Below are 17,772 nucleotides of genomic sequence, written 5' to 3'. Positions count from 1 at the left end.
CCCACGCCCTCCCCGGATTCAGTGATCCGGCCTCGGCAATCCGGGCGCCGGCCATTTACTGATCGTGAAAATCTTGCAATCAAAGGAACCAAATCATTGCCGAAGTATTGTTCCCTGAGATCCACCTCTAGTGTGCGGGAGGTCGTAAAGCTGATGCGTGGCCTCCTAATACCATATGAAACAGACGGGAAGTTGACTCGTAGAATATTGACTAGCCGTAGTCGCTCCAACCGGCCTCGGGTGGCATCCGGCCGAACAAACTTAGGGTTTCACGAAGTGCGGAGAGTCTCTAGTATAATTTCAAATGACAATATATAAAGGACGTGATCGTGGACTGTAAGCGACAGCCGAGTACCGCAGCATCTTTTACCCAAGAGGCGAGCGATCAGGTCTCGGCCTGGATCGCTGAATCGGGACTTAGGCTCCCGCGGCACATGGGTCCATGGACTGGCATGAGTCGGTTGGCTGTTGTTCTGGCTGGTCCCGGCAGCGAACATGACGCGGTCCTATCAATATCGTCCCTGCTGATGTCCTCATTTCAAGACTTTCGAGTAAATCTATTTTCAGAATTGGTTCTAGGAAACGATATTCTATCCACTTGGGTTGATCAGGATGAACGCTTCGTTTGGGACGCTAAGTTCGAAGAATTTGTAGCGAATTCCGAAGCCGTGCTGATACTTCCTGTTGGGCTCCTACTGACGGAATATAGTCTTGAGGCTTTATTTGAAGCGTTACAAGTACCGGAAGTTTCCGTCGTCCGCGCTCTGGTACCAAGTCGTCATTCCTCGCTAGAATTTTGGGACGCTGGTTTCATTCGCGCAGTTGGCTGTGAAAATTCTGAATTGTCTGCGCGCCAAAGTGGATCCGAGCGTTGGATGGACGGAGCTGCGATCGGCTTGCACTATGTCGGACAGCCCGCGCCCCGTGTGTTCTTTCGCCGTGGGGCCGCTGATCGTCACATCGTGGACGTCAATGTCTTCGAGTCCGCTCCCGGGCGAATTCCTCTTGGAACTTTTATGGCATCCCGTCGCCGAATTCGGGCAGCCGCACGGCGTATTAAAGTTCTTCCTGAACGGTTGAGGCGGATGTTGTCGAATGGATAGTGTATTCGTGCCACTCGGTACCTTGGCATTGGATGAGGTCGTCAAAGGATCGGAACTCGTGGATAAAAGCGGTTCCTGGATTGAACGAGATATTTTGGATTCCGCTCTGTCGCGGGATCTAAGCAACCGGCCGGGGCCTTGGTATCAGTGTTATGTTGTCGTGGTTCCATCAATAGGTTTTTTGCGTCAAGTTTTGCCGTTATTTTCGGTAGAAGGACGTGCTCATCAGGTCGTGGTAGTGCTTGAAAAAACGGAATCGTCCCGCCCATTTGTCTCGGGCTATCCTGTTCATTATGGTGAATCCCTGAGAATATGGGCTCTGACTGGATTTCCGTCTGTAACCGCAATAGGAATAACGTCTATCGGTTGGCTCGATATCCATAGTGTGGTGTCCGCGCTGGCGAGCCAGCAGGGATCCTCGTTGCCACTCGGAGGGTTACGTTTAGGAATTCAGGATCCTGCCGGGATTCCATGGGCGGCCGCCGACCCTCAATCACGATGGATTCCTGCAGGCGAGTTGTCCGATGAAATCGAGCCAGTAGACTCTTTGGACCTTGTAATCGGACCAGCGACGCCATCAAGCCCAGGTACCTTGCGATTATTAACAGCTGGCGCTGAGACCAGAGTGACGGACTTGCTTCCTCCTGTTGATCCCTATTTATCGTCGCCTATAGGTTTTAAGGTCTTTCCTGGTTATGGAGAGGCTAGTCTGACCGCGCTTGAAAGTGGAATCGTATGGAGACTGGAATCGAAGGCTACGTCTATTAGGTTGCCTTGGGACGTGCGAACAGGGGTATTCTCCGAAGTCCAAATCGGACAACTTCGAGATTTTTCCATGGTCAGACTGCTTGGTCTAGAGGCATTAGACGATTGGGTTGTTGCTCATTTTCTGGCTCAATTGGCTTCTGCGGGTATTCCTGTCATGTTCGGTAAGATCTCTCGGCGTGCAGAGACACTGCTGGGTGGCAGTGTCATGGACGGCTTAAAGTCGTTTTCTACTTGTGGAAATTCGCCTTCCGAAAGAGAGTCCGCGTCCATAGATACTCGTAGAAGTGCCCTCCGTGCTTTTCTTCCACGGTACGTAGGTACACGGCTTCGAAAAAGCGCGGGTATCGCTCTTCTTGAAGAACCTTCAGTTTCAGTCTTGCTAGCCACCAAACGGCCGGCAATGGTGGCCCACGCGCTGAGCCAAATTTCGTTTCAGACGCACTCTCGCGTTGAAACTGTACTCGTATTACATGGCTTAGATCCTCAAAATCCGACTATTACTGCAGCCATCGCTGCTTTCAGTCGACCCCTTATCGTGATTCGGGCTCCTGTTGAAGCTACACTCGGTGACGTTCTCAACTTGGGCCTTCGCCGGGCCACCGGCCATTACGTGGCGAAAATGGATGATGATGATTGGTATGGTGCACATCATCTCGAAGATCTATTTTTGGCCCGAGAGTATTCTGGTGCAACGCTTGTAGGCGCACCAGTTGAGTTCACATACCTGGCGGGTCCGGACATCACCACACGGAGAGCGCACGCAGGTGAGCAATATTCACACCATGTTGCCGGCGGTACGATCTTCATATCCAGGCATGACTTGCAGGCGGTCGGCGGGTGGAGAAATACGCCTAGCGCCGTGGACCGCGGCTTGCTCGATGCCGTTCTAGCGTCCTCAGGACGGGTGTACCGCACCCACGGACAGAACTACATGATGCATCGGAGAACTCGTAACTCTGGTGGCCAATTTCATACTTGGGTGGCGGATGATTCAACGTTCCTCCAAGACATTCGTGAACAATGGAACGGGTTTCACCCAGCCCCACAGCTTCAGCTGGTGGCCCAAGCACCCTCGACCTATCGGAGTCAGACCTATAAGAGTTGGCTTTCAACGCATAAACCCGCGCCATCATGATTCCCGGGCGAAGTTCGCCACGGCAGTCTGCATCACTCATAATGATTCATCAACTGGGCCCAAAGAGGCCCCAAAATAATGGGGAGCAATAGTCCATGTCCATGAGAATTACTGTCATAGGTACGGGATATCTTGGTGCCACACACGCCGCGTGTCTAGCCGAAATCGGATTTGAGGTCCTGGGCATCGACACTGACGCAGCCAAGGTGGCCGCATTGAACGCCGGAGTCCTGCCCTTCCATGAGCCGGACCTGCCAGGATTGCTGCGCAAGCACACCGAATCCGGTCGGCTGCGGTTTAGCACGTCAATGGAGGAAGCCGCGAACTTTGCCGACGTCCATTTCCTGGCGGTAGGCACGCCGCAGTCCGGACACGCCGGACGCGCTGACATGTCCCAGATTGACGGCGCATTCCGCTCCCTACTGGGCCAAATTTCACATGACGCGCTGATTATTGGAAAGTCCACTGTTCCAGTCGGAACGGCGCGAAGGCTCGCGTCTATGGCGCGGAAGCTTGGTCCAACAGGCGCTGAGATCCAAGTGGCTTGGAACCCGGAGTTTCTGCGGGAAGGATATGCCGTGCAGGACACCCTGCGCCCTGACCGGCTCGTCTTCGGTACCGACCAGCCGGGGCCCCTTGGGGTTCTCCGGTCTGTCTATGCGCAGGCCATCGCGGCCGGGACGCCCGTGGTTGAAACTGACTTTGAGACCGCCGAGCTGGTCAAGGTGGCGGCCAATGCGTTCCTCGCTACGAAGATTTCCTTCATCAACGCCTTCTCGGAAATCACCGAGACGGCCGGGGGCGACATCTCGACTTTGGCTGATGCCATTGGCATGGACGCCCGCATCGGGCGCCGCTTCCTGAACGCCGGCCTGGGCTTTGGCGGGGGGTGCCTCCCCAAGGACATCCGGGCGCTGCAGGCACGGACGCAGGAATTGGGGCTTGACCTGACCATGGACTTCCTCTCGGCAGTGGACCAGGTCAACTTGCGCCGTCGCGACAAGGTGGTGGAACTCGTGGAGCAAACTCTGGGTGGCTCCGACATTTCGGCCAAGGTGGCCGTACTGGGCGCCAGTTTCAAGCCGGAAAGCGACGACGTGCGTGACTCTCCGGCTTTGGACGTGGCCGCTCGGCTGGATGGACTGGGATATGAGGTGTGCGTCTATGACCCAATTGCCCAAGAAAGCGCACGGCGGCGCTGCCCGCAACTCGAATACCCGGACACAATGGAGGAGGCCGTTGCTGGCGCCGAAATGGTGTTGCTGCTGACCGAATGGCAGCAATTCCGTACCCTCCAGCCAGCAGACCTGGACAGCTTGGTATCCGGCCGCCGGATACTGGACGGCCGAAACGTGTTGGACGCCGCTACGTGGCTCGACGCCGGCTGGCAGCTGATGCAGCTGGGCCGCAAGACCGAACCGGTGACCGAGCTGGCGACGAGTGCGACGGCAGCAAATGGAGTGCTCGCGTGACCGCCGCGCACCCAGTGCCTGCGGGCAACGGTCCTGCACTTAGCATTGTGGTCCCCGTGTACAACGTCGGGCCCTGGCTGGCAGAGTGTCTTGATTCAATGGTCAACCAGTCTTTTGGCGGCTTTGAGATCATTGTTGTCAACGACGGCAGCACCGACTCTTCGGCTGACATTGCCCGGAGCTACGCTGCCTCGGACGCCCGGGTCAAGGTGTTTGACTTTGAAAACGGCGGACTCGGGCGCGCACGCAACCGGGGTCTGGAACTGTGCAGCGGCACGTATGTCCTGTTTGCGGACAGCGACGACCGCGTCCCTGCCGGCGCGCTACAGGCGATGATGGATTCACTCACTCTCAGCGGATCCGATTTTGTCACGGGCAAGGCCATCGATTTCTATACAGACCCGGACAAATTCTCCGAGTACTGGACGACGGTCTCCGCCGCGTTCTCCAGGTCGCGCCGCGGAATCACCCTGGCCGGGCACCCGGAACTAATCCACGACCACACCGTGTGGAACAAGGCTTATTCACTTGAATTCCTGCGCAAAAACGCCATCACCTTTTCCGAAGACACGCTGTGCGAGGATGTATTCTTTTGCGCCAAGGCCTACACGCTGGCCGGCACTATCGATATCGTCAGCGATTACGTCTACGAACACCGGCGGCGCCGCGGAGCCATCTCCAACTCCCTCACTACCCTCAAGCCCATGGCGGACTGGATCACGGAGACAGGAAAAGTTCTTGCCTTGTTGCGGGAGCAGCCCGCTGGCGTCCGCGACGCCTATGTGGCGCGAATCTTGCGCGTTGAAGCCTTCGACCGGGCCCGGTGGGTCGATGCAGCCACACCTGCGGATGTGAAAATTTCCCTGGCTGGACTCGTCACTGAGCTCCTCGACCTGGGCTCCCCTGAGGCGGTGAACGCGGTTCCTGCCCGGCAGCTTGCGGCTCTCAAGGCCCTGCAGCTGGAGGTTATCTGCGCTGCGCGGCCGCGAGGAAAGGCCCCGCGGTTGTCCGTTGTGGTTCCAACCCTGAACGTGGAACGTTGGATCGATGATTGCCTGCTGGGCATACGTCGCCAGGATTTTGACGACCTCGAAATCTTGGTGGTAGACGACGGCAGCGAAGATAGGTCGATCGACGCCATTGCTGAACATGTGGCACAGGACCCGCGCATACACTTCCTGCGGTCCTATGGCGCAGGCGGCGGCACGGCCCGTAACGTAGGCACGGAACAGGCCCGGGGTGTGTACCTGGCCTTTGCCGACGGCGACGACATGGTGCCCCAGGGCGCGTACAGCCGATTTGTGGCCCAGCTGGACGCCAGCGGGTCGGACATGGCGGTGGGGGACTACATCCAACTGAGCACCAACGGGGTATGGCATCCGCACTGGAAGAACCGGCGGTTCGCGAGTCTGCGCGAACGCATTACGATTGATGCTTTCCCCGAGTTGCTGCTCAACCGCTGCTGTTGGGACAAAATGTTCAGGCGTACCTTTTGGGACAGAATCAACAATTTCTTCCCAGACGCCCGCCGCGCCAATGACATTGGCCCCATGGTGCGGGCCTACGTTGGAGCTGCGGCCCTGGACGTGGTGCCGGGCCATTCGTACGTCTACCGTCGGCGTCCCGGCAGTTCATCCATGACGGCGAAGGCAACGCGCCCGGAGAGCCTCCAGGACTATCTCGACCAGGAGCGCATCTGCGCTGAACTGGTACTACGGCGCCGCAGTCAGGCCTTGGAGGACAACTACTTCGCCCCTATGCTCGACAAGGACCTGTGGGTCCACCTGCGCACTTTCCTGTCCATAGGCGCGGTCAAGCACGACACTGCCACGAGACTCGTCTTTGACGCTGCGGCCACGCTGTTGCGCCTGGTCCCGGCCGGTGGCCTTGACTTTCTGGAACCCCGGAAACAGCTGGTTTACCACCTGATTTTGGCAGGTACCACGCAGCCTCTCACCAAGCTGCGCAGCCAAGCCCTGACCGTGGAAAACGGGGGCATTGGTCGCCTCTTTCCATGGCGTGAAGCGCTGTTGGTCTCCGGTGACGAGAACATCCCCTTGGACCTGCGGCGCCAGGCCTACAGCCGCGGGGTGCTTAACCGATTGATCCATGAATGGGCGCAACTGCCAGCGGGCCAGCAGCGAGCAGCCAGGGGGCGGCTTATCCGCTTCGCCGGCGCCAACGTGGGTCACATGGCCCGTCTAAACCGCTCCCGTACCGACATATTGCGCTTTGCCCTCATCGCAGCTGGGCACAGTCCATCAATTGCGGTTGCCCAGCGCTTCTCTGGCAAGGGACATCCCAAGGCAAGGATGCGACAACTGGTCAAACAACAGCCAGTGCCGGTTCAGCGCGCCGCCCGCGCCGGCTACCAAGCCCTTCGACGACTCGCTAAGGCAGTGACCCCATGAGCACAACCCAGACCCACGCCCGAAAAATCATCGTGTTCCCCTACTGGGCGGACAACGCGTTCATCGACATCATGTACATGGCCAGTGCAAGCCGTGGCATGGGCGTGGTCAAGTCGTACTTCTTGGAGGACCTGCATCAAAAGGTCGTCAATGCGGCAGCCGGTGACGTGGTGCATGTCCACTGGACCACCCGCGTGTGTCAGGAAGCGAGCGACGAACTGGATGCCGCGTCGCGGCTTGCCCGGTTCCAGGACACGCTGCACACCGCCAAGGATGGGGGCCTTAAGATTATCTGGACGGTCCACAACGCCATGGCGCACGAATCGCGGTTTGAGGACGTGGAAACGGAGTTGTACCGGTTTCTGGCCGACATAGCCGACACAATTCATATCATGAACCCGCAAACCGCCGAGTTTGTACGCCCCACCTTTGAAATTCCGGAAGGGAAAGTCGTCTGCCTTCCACATCCGAGTTACCGCGGGTGGTACGACGCGAATCTTGGGCGGCCGGCAGCACGCTCGGCACTGCGGCTGCCGCAGAACGCCAAGGCAGTGCTGTTCTTTGGCAACATCAAGCCCTACAAAGGGGTCCTGGACCTGATCGCGGCCGTGCAGTGCCTGCAGGAAATAGACCCGTCCGTACACCTGTTGCTGGCCGGGCGTGTGAGCGACGACGACCGAAGCGCCTTGGACGCGGCCCTGTCCACGGGAGTGCGGCATATCAAGGAGCTTGGCTATATCTCTGCTGAGGATACCCCGCGCTGGTTCAAGGCGGCCGACCTCATGGTGGTCCCATACCGGCGCTCGCTCAATTCCGGTTCACTGCAGCTGGCTGCCTCCTTTGACTTGCCGTGTCTGGTGCCCAACCAAGCCGAGCTGCAGGCCGTATACGGCGGCGAGCCTTGGGTGGACTACTACGACGGCGGGGGCGCGCCGCGGGAACTCGCATTCCGCATGGCTGCCGCCTTGGCGGAGGCGCCCCGCCGGAGGCGCTCAGCCTACGAGTTCTCGCGCCGGTACCCCCCGTTCGAGATGAGCAACGACTTCGCCGATCTGGTTGCCCAACTTTAGCCACGGGCCGAGTACCCACTGTTTGCGGCTAAAGCAAACCTTTATCGAGACACTCCGAGGAAAGGAGCAGCCCACATGGAAATGAATGCACAAATCCGCCGTTCGCCCTACAGGGGGCGGCCCAGCCGGAATTTCTGGAAGCAGGCCGTGACAGGCGTGGCGCCTTCAGAATTCCGGGAATTGTATACAAAGAAGTTTGAGATTGCCTCCGATGACGGCATCGCAACCGCAGGAAGCTGTTTTGCCCAGCACATAGCAAGGCACCTGCGCAGCAACGGCTACAAGGTTCTCGACACCGAGCCCGCACCACCCTGGATGCTTGAATCAAGCGCAAAGTCTTTCGGTTTCGGGACTTATTCCGCCCGATTCGGCAACATCTACTACGTTCGCCAGTTCCTGCAACTGGTCCAGGAAGCCCTCGGACTCCACACCCCGGCTGATGCCGTGTGGGAAAAAGACGGCCGCTTTTACGATGCCATGCGCCCTGCAATTGAACCCGGCGGGCTCGACTCTGCCGAGTTGGTCCGCAGGCACCGGGAACAACACCTTGAGAGGGTCCGCGGCTTGATATCAACCAGCAATGTCCTGGTCTTCACTATGGGACTGACGGAGGGTTGGATCCATACTGCGTCCGGGACTGTCTATCCAACTGCTCCTGGCACAATTGCAGGCGACTTCGATCCGGAACGGTTCCATTTCCACAATTTCACCTACGGCGAAGTCTATGCGGATTTTATCGAGCTCCGCCGACTGCTGCAGGAGGAATCGCCACGGCTAAAGTTTATACTTACGGTCTCGCCGGTATCGCTCGCTGCCACAGCCGAAGAGCACCACGTCCTACCCGCGACGGTGTATTCCAAATCTGTCCTCCGGGCCGTTGCCGGTGCCTTGGCAGCGGACCTTCCTGATGTGGACTACTTTCCGTCCTATGAAGTCATCACCGGGGCGCCTGCGGGAAACTCTTTCTTGGACGAAACGCTGCGAAATGTGACGCCCGCCGGCGTGGCAACCGTGATGCGATATTTCTTTGCTGAACACCCCGCACAGGTAACGTCTGGCCCGCCCGCGTCTGGGGTTCCCGCTGCCCCGTCACAGGAAGCAATCATGTGTGAAGAGGCACTATTGGAGGCATTCGGAGAATGAGAATCTGTTTCGTGGGCGACTCCCACTTGGGGCACGTCAAACCTGCATGGGATGAATTGGCCGATGGCTACTCTCACCTCTATGTTGATTTCAAGATTGATCGCACCTACGGCGACAAACCGCTTGTCATTCACGATTCTTCGGCGGGCGGGGACGATGCACAGGTTGTGTTCGACGACATTCGGCTAACTTATGGCGAAGACCTCGACTGTAACCGGTACGAGGTGTTCGTGGTTTTTGGCATGCACTACTCGGTGAACACATTGGCGCGGACCTACCCGCGCTTCAGAAGTGACCAACAGGCCGCGGGCGGGTCCTATACACTGTCACGCGCTGCCTACCAGGCGTCTGCCAACGACTTGTTGATGAGCCACAAGGCTGGCCGGGTGATCACCGAGCTGAGGGCCAGGACCGATAAGCCCATCGTCTATGTCCAGCAGCCGTTCCCATTGGAATGGATCGCAGACCGGTCTGACCTGGACTTCGGCTTTTATGCTGACATCGTGGCCAACGCCGACGACTCCAGCATCCGGGCCGCCTACGAGCAGTCGTTGGAACACTTGCGCTCCATGGACGTGCATGTCCGTCCGCAACCTGCACGCACACTTTCGGGGGAGATGTTCACCCTCGGACGGTATGGACTGGCCGACTCACAGGATTCGTCCCCGGATTCGCTGTATAGCCGCGGCGACTATTACCACATGAACAAGGAGTACGGACTCCTGGCGCTGGACGACTTGTTCCATTCAGAGGCTGGCCAGCTGTTCCGCCAGTAGTTTGTTGTGGTCCGGTCAAGCCCGGACCACAACAAGCTACTGGGTGAAGTCGCTGATGCGCGTTCCGGTGCCGAGAAGCTCGGCGATAGCCGCAATGGTGCGTGCCGCGGCCTTGCCGTCGCCGTAGGGATTCACGGCGGTGGCCATGGCGTCGAAGTGGGCGGTGTCGTGGAGGAGCTTGCCCACCTCGTCGACAATGCGGTCCTCATTGGTGCCAATCAGCCTGACGGTGCCGGCCGCAAGGGCCTCGGGTCGTTCGGTGTTGTCGCGCATGACAAGAACCGGCTTGCCCAGGCTCGGTGCTTCCTCCTGCACGCCGCCGGAGTCCGTCAGGACCACGTGCGCCAGGGACAGCATGCGCGTGAACTCCCCGTAGGCCAGCGGCTCGGTGACCATGACGTTTGGCAGCGACTCAATGGCCGGCAGCACGGCCTCGCGGACCACGGGGTTCTTGTGGGCGGGCAGCACGATCACAAGCTCGGGTTCGGCCCTGGCGATGCGGGCCAGTGCACGACCTACGGCCCGCATGGCGTCGCCCTGGTTTTCGCGGCGGTGCGTGGTGACCAAAAGGATCTTGCGGCCGCTCGCGGCCAGCGCCTCCAGCGCCGGATCGGTGAACGGAACCTTCTTGTCCACCGTGGTGAACAGGGCGTCGATGACGGTGTTTCCGGTGACCACGATGTCCTCGGCCTTGACGCCTTCAGCCAGCAGGTTGGCCTGGCTGGTGCTGGTGGGAGCCAGGTGGAGGCTGGCCACCTGCGTGGTGATCTTGCGGTTGGCCTCTTCGGGGAACGGTGAGAAGAGATTGTGGGACCGCAGGCCCGCCTCGGCATGGACCACGGGAATGCCGCGGTAGAACGCGGCGATGGCGCCCGCCGTGGAGGTGGTGGTGTCGCCCTGAACCACCACGGCGTCGGGCTTGGAAACGGCAAACAGCTTGTCCAGGCCGTTGATGGTGCGGGTGAGGATGTCCGAGAGCGACTGGCGTTGCTGCAGGATGTCCAGGTCATGGTCCGGGGTGATGCCGAACAGCTCGTTGACCTGGTCCAGCATCTCCCGGTGCTGTCCGGTCACCGTCACGACGCACTCGAAAGCGTCGGAAGCCTGAAGTGCGGCGACGATCGGGGCCATTTTGATGGCTTCCGGGCGGGTGCCGTAAATCGGCATGATGACGGGCATGGTTCTCCCCAGCTAAGTGGACGCGGTGACGCCTCGAGTTTATCCGAGATATTCCGCACTATTTGCCGACGAGCGACTCACACTGCGGGCGGAGGTGGACGTCGAGGAGCCCGCCGGTCTCGATGACGAACCGGCGCAGCCACTGCCACGTGGAAAACTGCGGCGTGGTGGAGAACATTCTGACGTCCGCGTTGACGCACTGGTGCATCAGCAGGCCGGCCCGCTGGATGTGGTACTTGGAGGTGACCACGGCCATGTTCTTCCACTGGTGCTCCGCGGCCAGCTTGCCCAGCGCCGAGGCCTCCCCGCGGGTGTCCATGGTGGCCGGCGTGAAGCACACCACGTCGGGGTAGATCGCCTTGTTGCTGTGGGTGTTGCAGTAGTCGTCGGCGCTGGCGTTGCCCGGGGTGTCCGTGTGCGAGATCACCAGGTAGGGGGCGTTGAGTTCGTTGCGCAGCATCATGGCATCAAGCAGCCGTTCCTTGCTGGCGCCGCCCAGCATCACCACGGCGTCCGCCTGCTTGGGGGCGGGCGTGTGGACGTTGTAGAACAGCTGGTAGGCCGCCAGGAGCCAGGCCAGCAGGAGTGCCACAACAACCGCCCCCGCAATGAGCACAGTTCTCTTGCGGGGGAGTCGGAGGGCAGGCATTGCCCCATTCTAACCGGGCCGGGTCAGTGCCCCGTGCGCAGCGGCCCGGACGCCCACTGGTCAATCAGGCCGTTGTGCTGGCCCAGCGTGGGGGCGGGGGAGGGCGCCACCGAACCCGTCAGGCGCAGCGGCGAGGCCAGGGTGCGGAAGCCGTCGGACTCCGTGGCCACGGCGCCGCGGTGCACGGCATGCTCGCTGCTGAGCGCCTGGTTCACGGTGGAGACCTTGGACACCGGCACGTGGTGCGCGGACAGGAGTTCGATGGCCTCGTCGGCCGTGAACGGGCGCAGGGCCGCCTCGAGGGCTTCGCGGAACTCCACGGGGAATTCGTTGCGCCGCGTCTGCTCCATGAATCGCTCATCCTCCAGCCACTCCGGGCGGTTCAGCGCCTCGGTCAGGCGCGGGAACAGCCTGTCCCCGGCAATGGCAATCGCGATGGCACCGTCCCCCGTCTGGTAGGTGCTGAACGGCGTGGACATGGCGTGGTCGTTGCCGCAGGCCACGGGCTCCTCCCCGTGCAGGGCGCGCATGCCCACCGACTCCAGCACGGAGACCAGGCTGTCCAGCATGGCCACGTCGATGTGCTGGCCGCGGCCGGTGTGGTGGCGCTCGTTGATGGCGGCCAGGGCGGCGATGGCGCCGTACAGGCCGGGGATGACGTCGCCAATGCTGATGCCCACGCGGGTGGGCTGGCCGCCGGGCCAGCCGGTGATGGACATCAGCCCGCTCATCGCCTGGGCGATCAGGTCGTAGGCGGGGGCCTTTTGCAGCGGGCCGTCCTGGCCGAACCCGGAGATGCTGACAATGACCAGCCGCGGGTTTTCCGCCATGAGCCGCGCGGCGGAGAGCCCCAGCCGTTCCATGACGCCCGGGCGGAAGTTCTCGATCACCACGTCGGAGCGGCGGGCGAGGTCCAGCAGGCGGGCGCGTTCGCCGTCGTCCTTAAGGTCCATGGTGACGCCGAACTTGCTGCGGTTGAAGAGCCGGTAGTAGGCGGACTCGCCGTTGTACCAGGGGCCGAAGTGGCGGGAGTCGTCGCCGTCGGGGCTCTCCACCTTGATGACCTCGGCGCCAAGGTCCGCCAGGATCATGGCGCAGAACGGGCCGGCCAGGACGCGGGAGAGGTCCAGGACGCGCAGGCCCTCAAGGGAGCCGGGGCGTCCCAGCCCGGCGGCGGGGGAGGGGAGGGCGGCTTCGGGAATGGAGGGCATGGCGGGGGAGGTCCTTCGGCGGTGGTGGCGGGCCCGGCAGTCCGGGAGGGCTTACCCTCCATCGGACCATCGAAAGGGGTCCCGCGGCACATGATGTCCCCGCGAACCGTCTGTGATCACAGACATGTTGCGCAGTAGGATGGTGGAATGAACTCGCCCCAGCGGCCGGCGCAGGTGCCGGCCGCCAAGAACGTCCTCTCGGTGCTGCGCTATGTGGCCGCCCAGGCCGGCCCGGTGGGCGCCGCCGCCATTGCGCGCGACGTGGGGCTGCCCCGCTCCACCACCTACCACCTGCTGGCGGCCCTGGTGGACGACGGCTTCGTGGTGCACCTGCCCGAGGAACGCAAGTACGCGCTGGGCGTGACCGCCCACGAGCTGGGCACGGGCTACTCGCGCCAGGCGCCGCTGCAGCGCATAGCCCGCTTCCCCATCGCGCAGCTGGTGGCCCGCACCAGGCGCACCGCCCACCTGGCCGTCATGCACGGGCGGGAGGTCATCTACGTGATCGAGGAGCGGGCCAAGCGGCAGAGCGAACTGGTGACCGACGCCGGCGTCCGCCTCCCGGCCCACCTCACCGCCAGCGGCCGGGCCATGCTGGCCTCCATGTCCGCCGCCCAGCTGGCGGCGCTCTACCCGGGGCCGGAGGCGTTCCCCACGCGCTACGAGAACGGCGTCCACTCGGTGGAGGCGCTGAACGAGCTGCTGGCGCGCATCCGCGAGCGGGGCTTTTCGTGGGAGCAGGACGAGGTCACGGACGGCTTCTCCAGCCTGGCCGTGCCCGTGGTGGACCGCGGCGGCTACGCCGTGGCCAGCGTGACGCTGACGGTGGCCAACCGGCCGGCGCTGTCCACGGCGGCCGCCGCGCGCCATGCCGCCGAAGGCCTGGCACCTGAGCGGACGGTACAGCTGGAGGACCTCGCCACGCAGTGGCTGCCGGAGGTGAGGCGCTGCGCGGCGGAGATCTCGCGGAGGCTGCGGCCGAGCGGGTAGGGCTCTTGTCGCTCCGGGGCCCGAGGATCCGGCACCTGCAGTTTTGTGCGATCGGTCGTGGCAAAGTCGAGCGCTTCGGAGATATTTATATAACGAAGGGAGGCAGCCATGGCAGTCACAAGTGTCGACTTGGACCCGAAATTGATGGAACGGGCAAGGGCGCTCACCGGCGAGAAGTCGAACCGCGCCGTTCTCGACCTCGCGTTGCGCCGCCTCATTGCCGCGAAGCAAAAGGGCACGATGATTGACGGCATCTCCGCCCTGAATGATCTCGAAACCGAACTGGGCGCGCCCGTCGTCGCCCCGGCGCACCTCCCTTGACCGACTACCTGGTCGACAACTCCGTTTGGGCACGGCTCGCGTCCGGCGATAAACGAATCACGTCGCGGCTGCGGCGCATTGAGCGCGCACCGTCGGACCTCTTTGTAACCTGTCCGCCCCAGGTGTTGGAGTTCTGCCACAGTGCCAGGACTCCCGCTGAATACGCGCAATACCGGGAGCGGATCTCGCTCGGATTCCCCCTGGAGCGAGCGCCGGATGAATCGCTGGTCCTCGACATTCAGGGCGCCCTGTGGAGTGCTGGCCTTGTCCCGGCGGCGGGCCCGCTCGACATTCTCATTGCGGGCTATGCGATCGTGAACGACGCGACCGTGCTGGCTGCAGACCGCGACGTCGACCATATCGCCTCGATGACCGACCTCAGGCACGAGTACGTCGAGCCTTCGTCGTGACGCCGCGGGCAGTGCCGTAATCCTGATCGAGGTGGGCGGGGCCGTCCCGCCGGCCTTGGAGTAGACCGGCGGGGACGCCTCCAGCCCGCGGGGGAACGCCTGGGCCGGGCGGGGCGGGCTGTCAGACGGTGGGGGTCTCGACAGGCTCGACCACCGGGGGCGCCGCCACCGGGGTCTCCTCCGCCGGGTAGACCATTTCCGCCGGCGGGCGCTGGAACCTGCGCGCCACCGGGTAGTAGACCGCCGCGGTGACCACCAGGCCCACCAGCCAGGAAATGTCCGCGCCGCCCAGCAGCGGGGTGATGGGGCCGGTGTACATGGTCTGCGCCAGGAACGGGATCTGGATGGCCACCCCGAGCGCGTAGGTCAGCAGTGCAGGCACGTTCCAGGCGCCGTAGCGGCCCTTGGGGTCGTAAAGCGCCGGGACGTCCACCTTCTCCTTCGACACCAGCCAGAAGTCCACCAGGTTGATGGAGCTCCACGGGATGAAGACCATCAGGAGCAGGAGGACGAAGTTCTTGAAGTTGGAGATGAAGTCCGTCGAGGCCGCGATGGCAATGATGACGGAGACCGCGATGAAGCCGATCACGTAGGCAAAGCGCACCCACGGGGCGAACCGCAGCTGGCGGGTGAAGGCGCTGACTGAGGTCAGGATGGTCATGTAGCCGCCGTAGGCGTTCAGCGTGTTGACGGTCAGCTTGCCCACCACGATCACCAGGTACAGCAGGATGGCGATGGCGCCGCCGCCGGACAGCTCGCCCACAAAGGCCACCTGGCCATCCAGGAACTCGTGGCCCTTGGGCATGGCGATCGCGGCAAACAGCGCGCCGAGCGTCATGGACCACTGGGCGCCCAGCACGGATCCGGCGAAGCAGGAAAGGAACGTCTTGCCCGCCGGGGTGTTCGCCGGCAGGTAGCGGGAGTAGTCCGCCACGTAGGGCCCGTACGTCAGCTGCCAGCCGGCGCTGAGGGAGATGGCCAGGAGGAACGTGGGGAAGGCGAAGCCGCCCGTCCCCAGGACGGCGCCGACGTCGTGCTTCAGGAACAGCTGCACGGCCAGGTAGGTGAAGCCGAGGATCCCCACCACGGTGGAGATGCGGCCAAGGGCGTGGATGTACTTGTAGCCCAGGGTGGCCACCAGGACGGTCAGGGCGCCGAAGATGATGACGCCCACCGCCGGGTGGCCCGTGGGGATGATCTGGCCCACGGCCTGGCCGGCCAGCACGGCGCCCGTGGCCGCGAAGCCCAGGTACATGATGATGACCAGGACCAGCGGAACCACCGCACCGAAGACGCCAAACTGGGCGCGGCTGGAGATCATCTGCGGCAGGCCCAGCTTGGGCCCCTGTGCGGCGTGCAGGGCCATGACCGTGCCGCCGAGGATGTTGCCGATGAACAGGCCGATGATGCCCCAAAACGCGTCCGCGCCGAAGATCACCGCGAGGGCGCCGGTCACAATGGCCGTGATCTGCATGTTGGCGCCAAACCACAGCGTGAACTGGCCAAACGGCTTGCCGTGGCGCTCGCCGTGCGGCACGAAGTCGATGGAGCGGCGTTCAATCACCGGTCCGGACTTCCTGACTGTTTGAATCCTTGACATGCGGTTCCTCCGATGGAAAGTGTGGCGCAGGGGCAATTCATCAATTTGAGCACGGGGGATGCGGCCGCCAGTGATCCGGCCCACGAATCCAGTCTGTGATCACAGACGAAGCGGCAAATGGTGTGATCGCCGCCATTTTGCGGGCGCCCGGCGGATATGTTCGATGGACACCCCCTTCCCGCCCTCTATTCCTGTTCCGGAGGAGCACTTCCATGAGCAAGACCACCGCACTGCCCTACATCGACGGCGACTTCTTCTTCTTTGAAAGCCTGCTGCCGGCCAACGAGCTGGCCCGGCTGAACGAGATCCGCGACTGGATGGAGGCCCATGTGCGCCCCATCTCGCGCGACTACTGGAACCGCAGCGAATTCCCCGTCCACCTGATCCCTGGCGTCGCGGAGCTGGACATGATCAGCCCCGTGCGCCGGCAGGGCCATTCCCACCTGCTCGCCGGCATGGTCACGGCCGCGATCCACCGCGTGGACGCCTCCTTCGGCACCTTCTTCAGCGGCCACGACGGGCTGTTCACCGGCTCCATCGAGCTGCTGGCCTCGGAGGAGCAGAAGGCGGCCTGGCTGCCCGACATCTACTCTTTGAAGAAGACCGGCGTGTTTGCCATCACCGAGCCACTGGCCGGATCCGACGTGGCCGGCGGCACGCAAACCACCGCCGTGCGGGACGGGGACTCCTGGGTCCTCAACGGCGAGAAGCGGTGGATCGGCAACTCCACCTTCTCCGACTACGTCATTGTCTGGGCCAAGGACGTGGCGGACGGCCAGGTCAAGGGCTTCCTCGTGGAAACCTCCACGCCCGGGTTCAAGGCGACCCTGATTGAAAACCGGATCGCACTGCGCGCGGTCCAGAACGCCGACATTGTCCTGAAGGACGTCGTCGTGCCTTCGTTTAACAAGCTGGCTCATGCGAACAGCTTCCGGGACACCAACAAGGTCCTCAAGACCACGCGCGCCACGGTGGGCTGGCAGGCCGTGGGCATGCAGCTCGCCGCCTTCGACGTGGCCCGCAAGTACGCCGTGGAACGCCACCAGTTCGGCAAGCCGATCGCCAGCTTCCAGCTCATCCAGGAGCAGCTCGTCACCATGCTCTCCAACGCGCAGGCCTCGATGGGCATGATGGTTCGCCTGGCCCAGTTGGAGGACGCCGGCACCACGCGCAACGAGCACTCCGCGCTGGCCAAGGCGTTCGTGACCAAGTGCATGCGCGAGAGCGTGGCGCTGGGCCGGAGCATCCTGGGCGGCAACGGCGTGTCCGTCGACTACGAGATGGCCAAGATCTTCTGTGACGCGGAGGCCATCTACACCTACGAGGGCACCTACGAGATCAACACCCTCGTGGCCGGGCGGGCCATCACGGGGATCGCCGCGTTCGTGTAGCCGCGCGTGACCGAAGCTCGACGGCGGCCGTCCCGCCTTGGTGGGCGTCCCGCCTTGGCGGCCGTCCTACCTTGGTGGGCCGGCCGCTTGCGGTCGTTGGAGCCGTGAGCCGCGTATCATGGTGCATATACACGACTTACACG

Annotated in this window: 15 protein-coding genes; 11 read left to right on the top strand and 4 right to left on the bottom strand. The window is 62.4% G+C overall.

The window, feature by feature from the left end; translation table 11 throughout:
• Positions 1-452: 452 nt before the first annotated feature.
• From G6034_RS08010 to G6034_RS07980, 7 genes are all read left to right on the top strand, one after another.
• Positions 453-1,103, top strand: coding sequence for a hypothetical protein (locus G6034_RS08010; protein ID WP_176634579.1), 651 nt, complete (start codon positions 453-455; stop codon positions 1,101-1,103).
• Positions 1,104-1,110: 7 nt separating this feature from the next.
• Positions 1,111-3,006: a glycosyltransferase gene (locus tag G6034_RS20285; RefSeq protein WP_176634578.1), complete on the top strand. Its 1,896-nt coding sequence runs from the start codon at positions 1,111-1,113 to the stop codon at positions 3,004-3,006.
• Between the two features lie 101 nt (positions 3,007-3,107).
• Positions 3,108-4,478, top strand: a complete 1,371-nt coding sequence (locus G6034_RS08000) for a UDP-glucose dehydrogenase family protein (RefSeq protein WP_176634577.1) — start codon at positions 3,108-3,110, stop codon at positions 4,476-4,478.
• Positions 4,475-6,889, top strand: coding sequence for a glycosyltransferase family 2 protein (locus tag G6034_RS07995; RefSeq protein WP_218063707.1), 2,415 nt, complete (start codon positions 4,475-4,477; stop codon positions 6,887-6,889). The genes G6034_RS08000 and G6034_RS07995 overlap by 4 nt, the downstream gene beginning before the upstream one ends.
• A complete protein-coding gene (locus G6034_RS07990; protein WP_176634575.1) occupies positions 6,886-7,959 on the top strand; it encodes a glycosyltransferase in 1,074 nt (357 codons plus the stop codon). The genes G6034_RS07995 and G6034_RS07990 overlap by 4 nt, the downstream gene beginning before the upstream one ends.
• Before the next feature lie 75 nt (positions 7,960-8,034).
• Positions 8,035-9,102, top strand: coding sequence for a GSCFA domain-containing protein (locus G6034_RS07985; RefSeq protein WP_176634574.1), 1,068 nt, complete (start codon positions 8,035-8,037; stop codon positions 9,100-9,102).
• Between the two features lie 11 nt (positions 9,103-9,113).
• Positions 9,114-9,878 carry a hypothetical protein gene (locus G6034_RS07980; RefSeq protein ID WP_176634573.1) on the top strand — a complete coding sequence of 255 codons (765 nt, stop codon included), beginning with the start codon at positions 9,114-9,116 and terminating at the stop codon, positions 9,876-9,878.
• A 36-nt stretch (positions 9,879-9,914) separates the two neighbouring features.
• Here the strand turns inward: G6034_RS07980 and wecB are convergent, their stop codons facing one another.
• From wecB to G6034_RS07965, 3 genes are read right to left on the bottom strand one after another with little or no spacing between them, the layout of a single operon-like run.
• Entirely contained in the window at positions 9,915-11,057 is a 1,143-nt protein-coding gene (wecB, locus tag G6034_RS07975) for a non-hydrolyzing UDP-N-acetylglucosamine 2-epimerase (protein ID WP_176634572.1), read from the bottom strand.
• Between the two features lie 58 nt (positions 11,058-11,115).
• Positions 11,116-11,706 (bottom strand): YdcF family protein, encoded by a 591-nt coding sequence (locus G6034_RS07970; protein WP_176634571.1) that lies wholly within the window; start codon positions 11,704-11,706, stop codon positions 11,116-11,118.
• A gap of 23 nt (positions 11,707-11,729) precedes the next feature.
• Complete coding sequence (locus G6034_RS07965) at positions 11,730-12,917, bottom strand: CaiB/BaiF CoA transferase family protein (protein WP_176634570.1); 1,188 nt, start codon at positions 12,915-12,917, stop codon at positions 11,730-11,732.
• A gap of 147 nt (positions 12,918-13,064) precedes the next feature.
• Here G6034_RS07965 and G6034_RS07960 point away from each other — a divergent pair, with 147 nt between their 5' ends.
• From G6034_RS07960 to G6034_RS07950, 3 genes are all read left to right on the top strand, one after another.
• Complete coding sequence (locus G6034_RS07960; RefSeq protein ID WP_176634569.1) at positions 13,065-13,907, top strand: IclR family transcriptional regulator; 843 nt, start codon at positions 13,065-13,067, stop codon at positions 13,905-13,907.
• A 108-nt stretch (positions 13,908-14,015) separates the two neighbouring features.
• Positions 14,016-14,228, top strand: coding sequence for a type II toxin-antitoxin system VapB family antitoxin (locus G6034_RS07955; RefSeq protein ID WP_176634568.1), 213 nt, complete (start codon positions 14,016-14,018; stop codon positions 14,226-14,228).
• A complete protein-coding gene (locus tag G6034_RS07950) occupies positions 14,225-14,638 on the top strand; it encodes a PIN domain-containing protein (RefSeq protein WP_176634567.1) in 414 nt (137 codons plus the stop codon). Before G6034_RS07955 ends, G6034_RS07950 begins: the two co-directional genes overlap by 4 nt.
• A gap of 121 nt (positions 14,639-14,759) precedes the next feature.
• Here G6034_RS07950 and G6034_RS07945 read toward each other — a convergent pair whose 3' ends face one another.
• On the bottom strand, positions 14,760-16,238 hold the full coding sequence (locus tag G6034_RS07945; protein WP_176634566.1) for a purine-cytosine permease family protein: 1,479 nt from the start codon (positions 16,236-16,238) through the stop codon (positions 14,760-14,762).
• Between the two features lie 212 nt (positions 16,239-16,450).
• Here G6034_RS07945 and G6034_RS07940 point away from each other — a divergent pair, with 212 nt between their 5' ends.
• Entirely contained in the window at positions 16,451-17,629 is a 1,179-nt protein-coding gene (locus G6034_RS07940) for an acyl-CoA dehydrogenase family protein (protein WP_176634565.1), read from the top strand.
• Positions 17,630-17,772 lie beyond the last annotated feature (143 nt).

The organism is Arthrobacter wenxiniae (genome assembly GCF_013376105.1).
Lineage (GTDB): Bacteria > Actinomycetota > Actinomycetes > Actinomycetales > Micrococcaceae > Specibacter > Specibacter wenxiniae.
The sequence above is the reverse complement of the archived record's forward strand: the minus strand, read 5'-3'. Positions and strand labels throughout refer to the sequence as shown.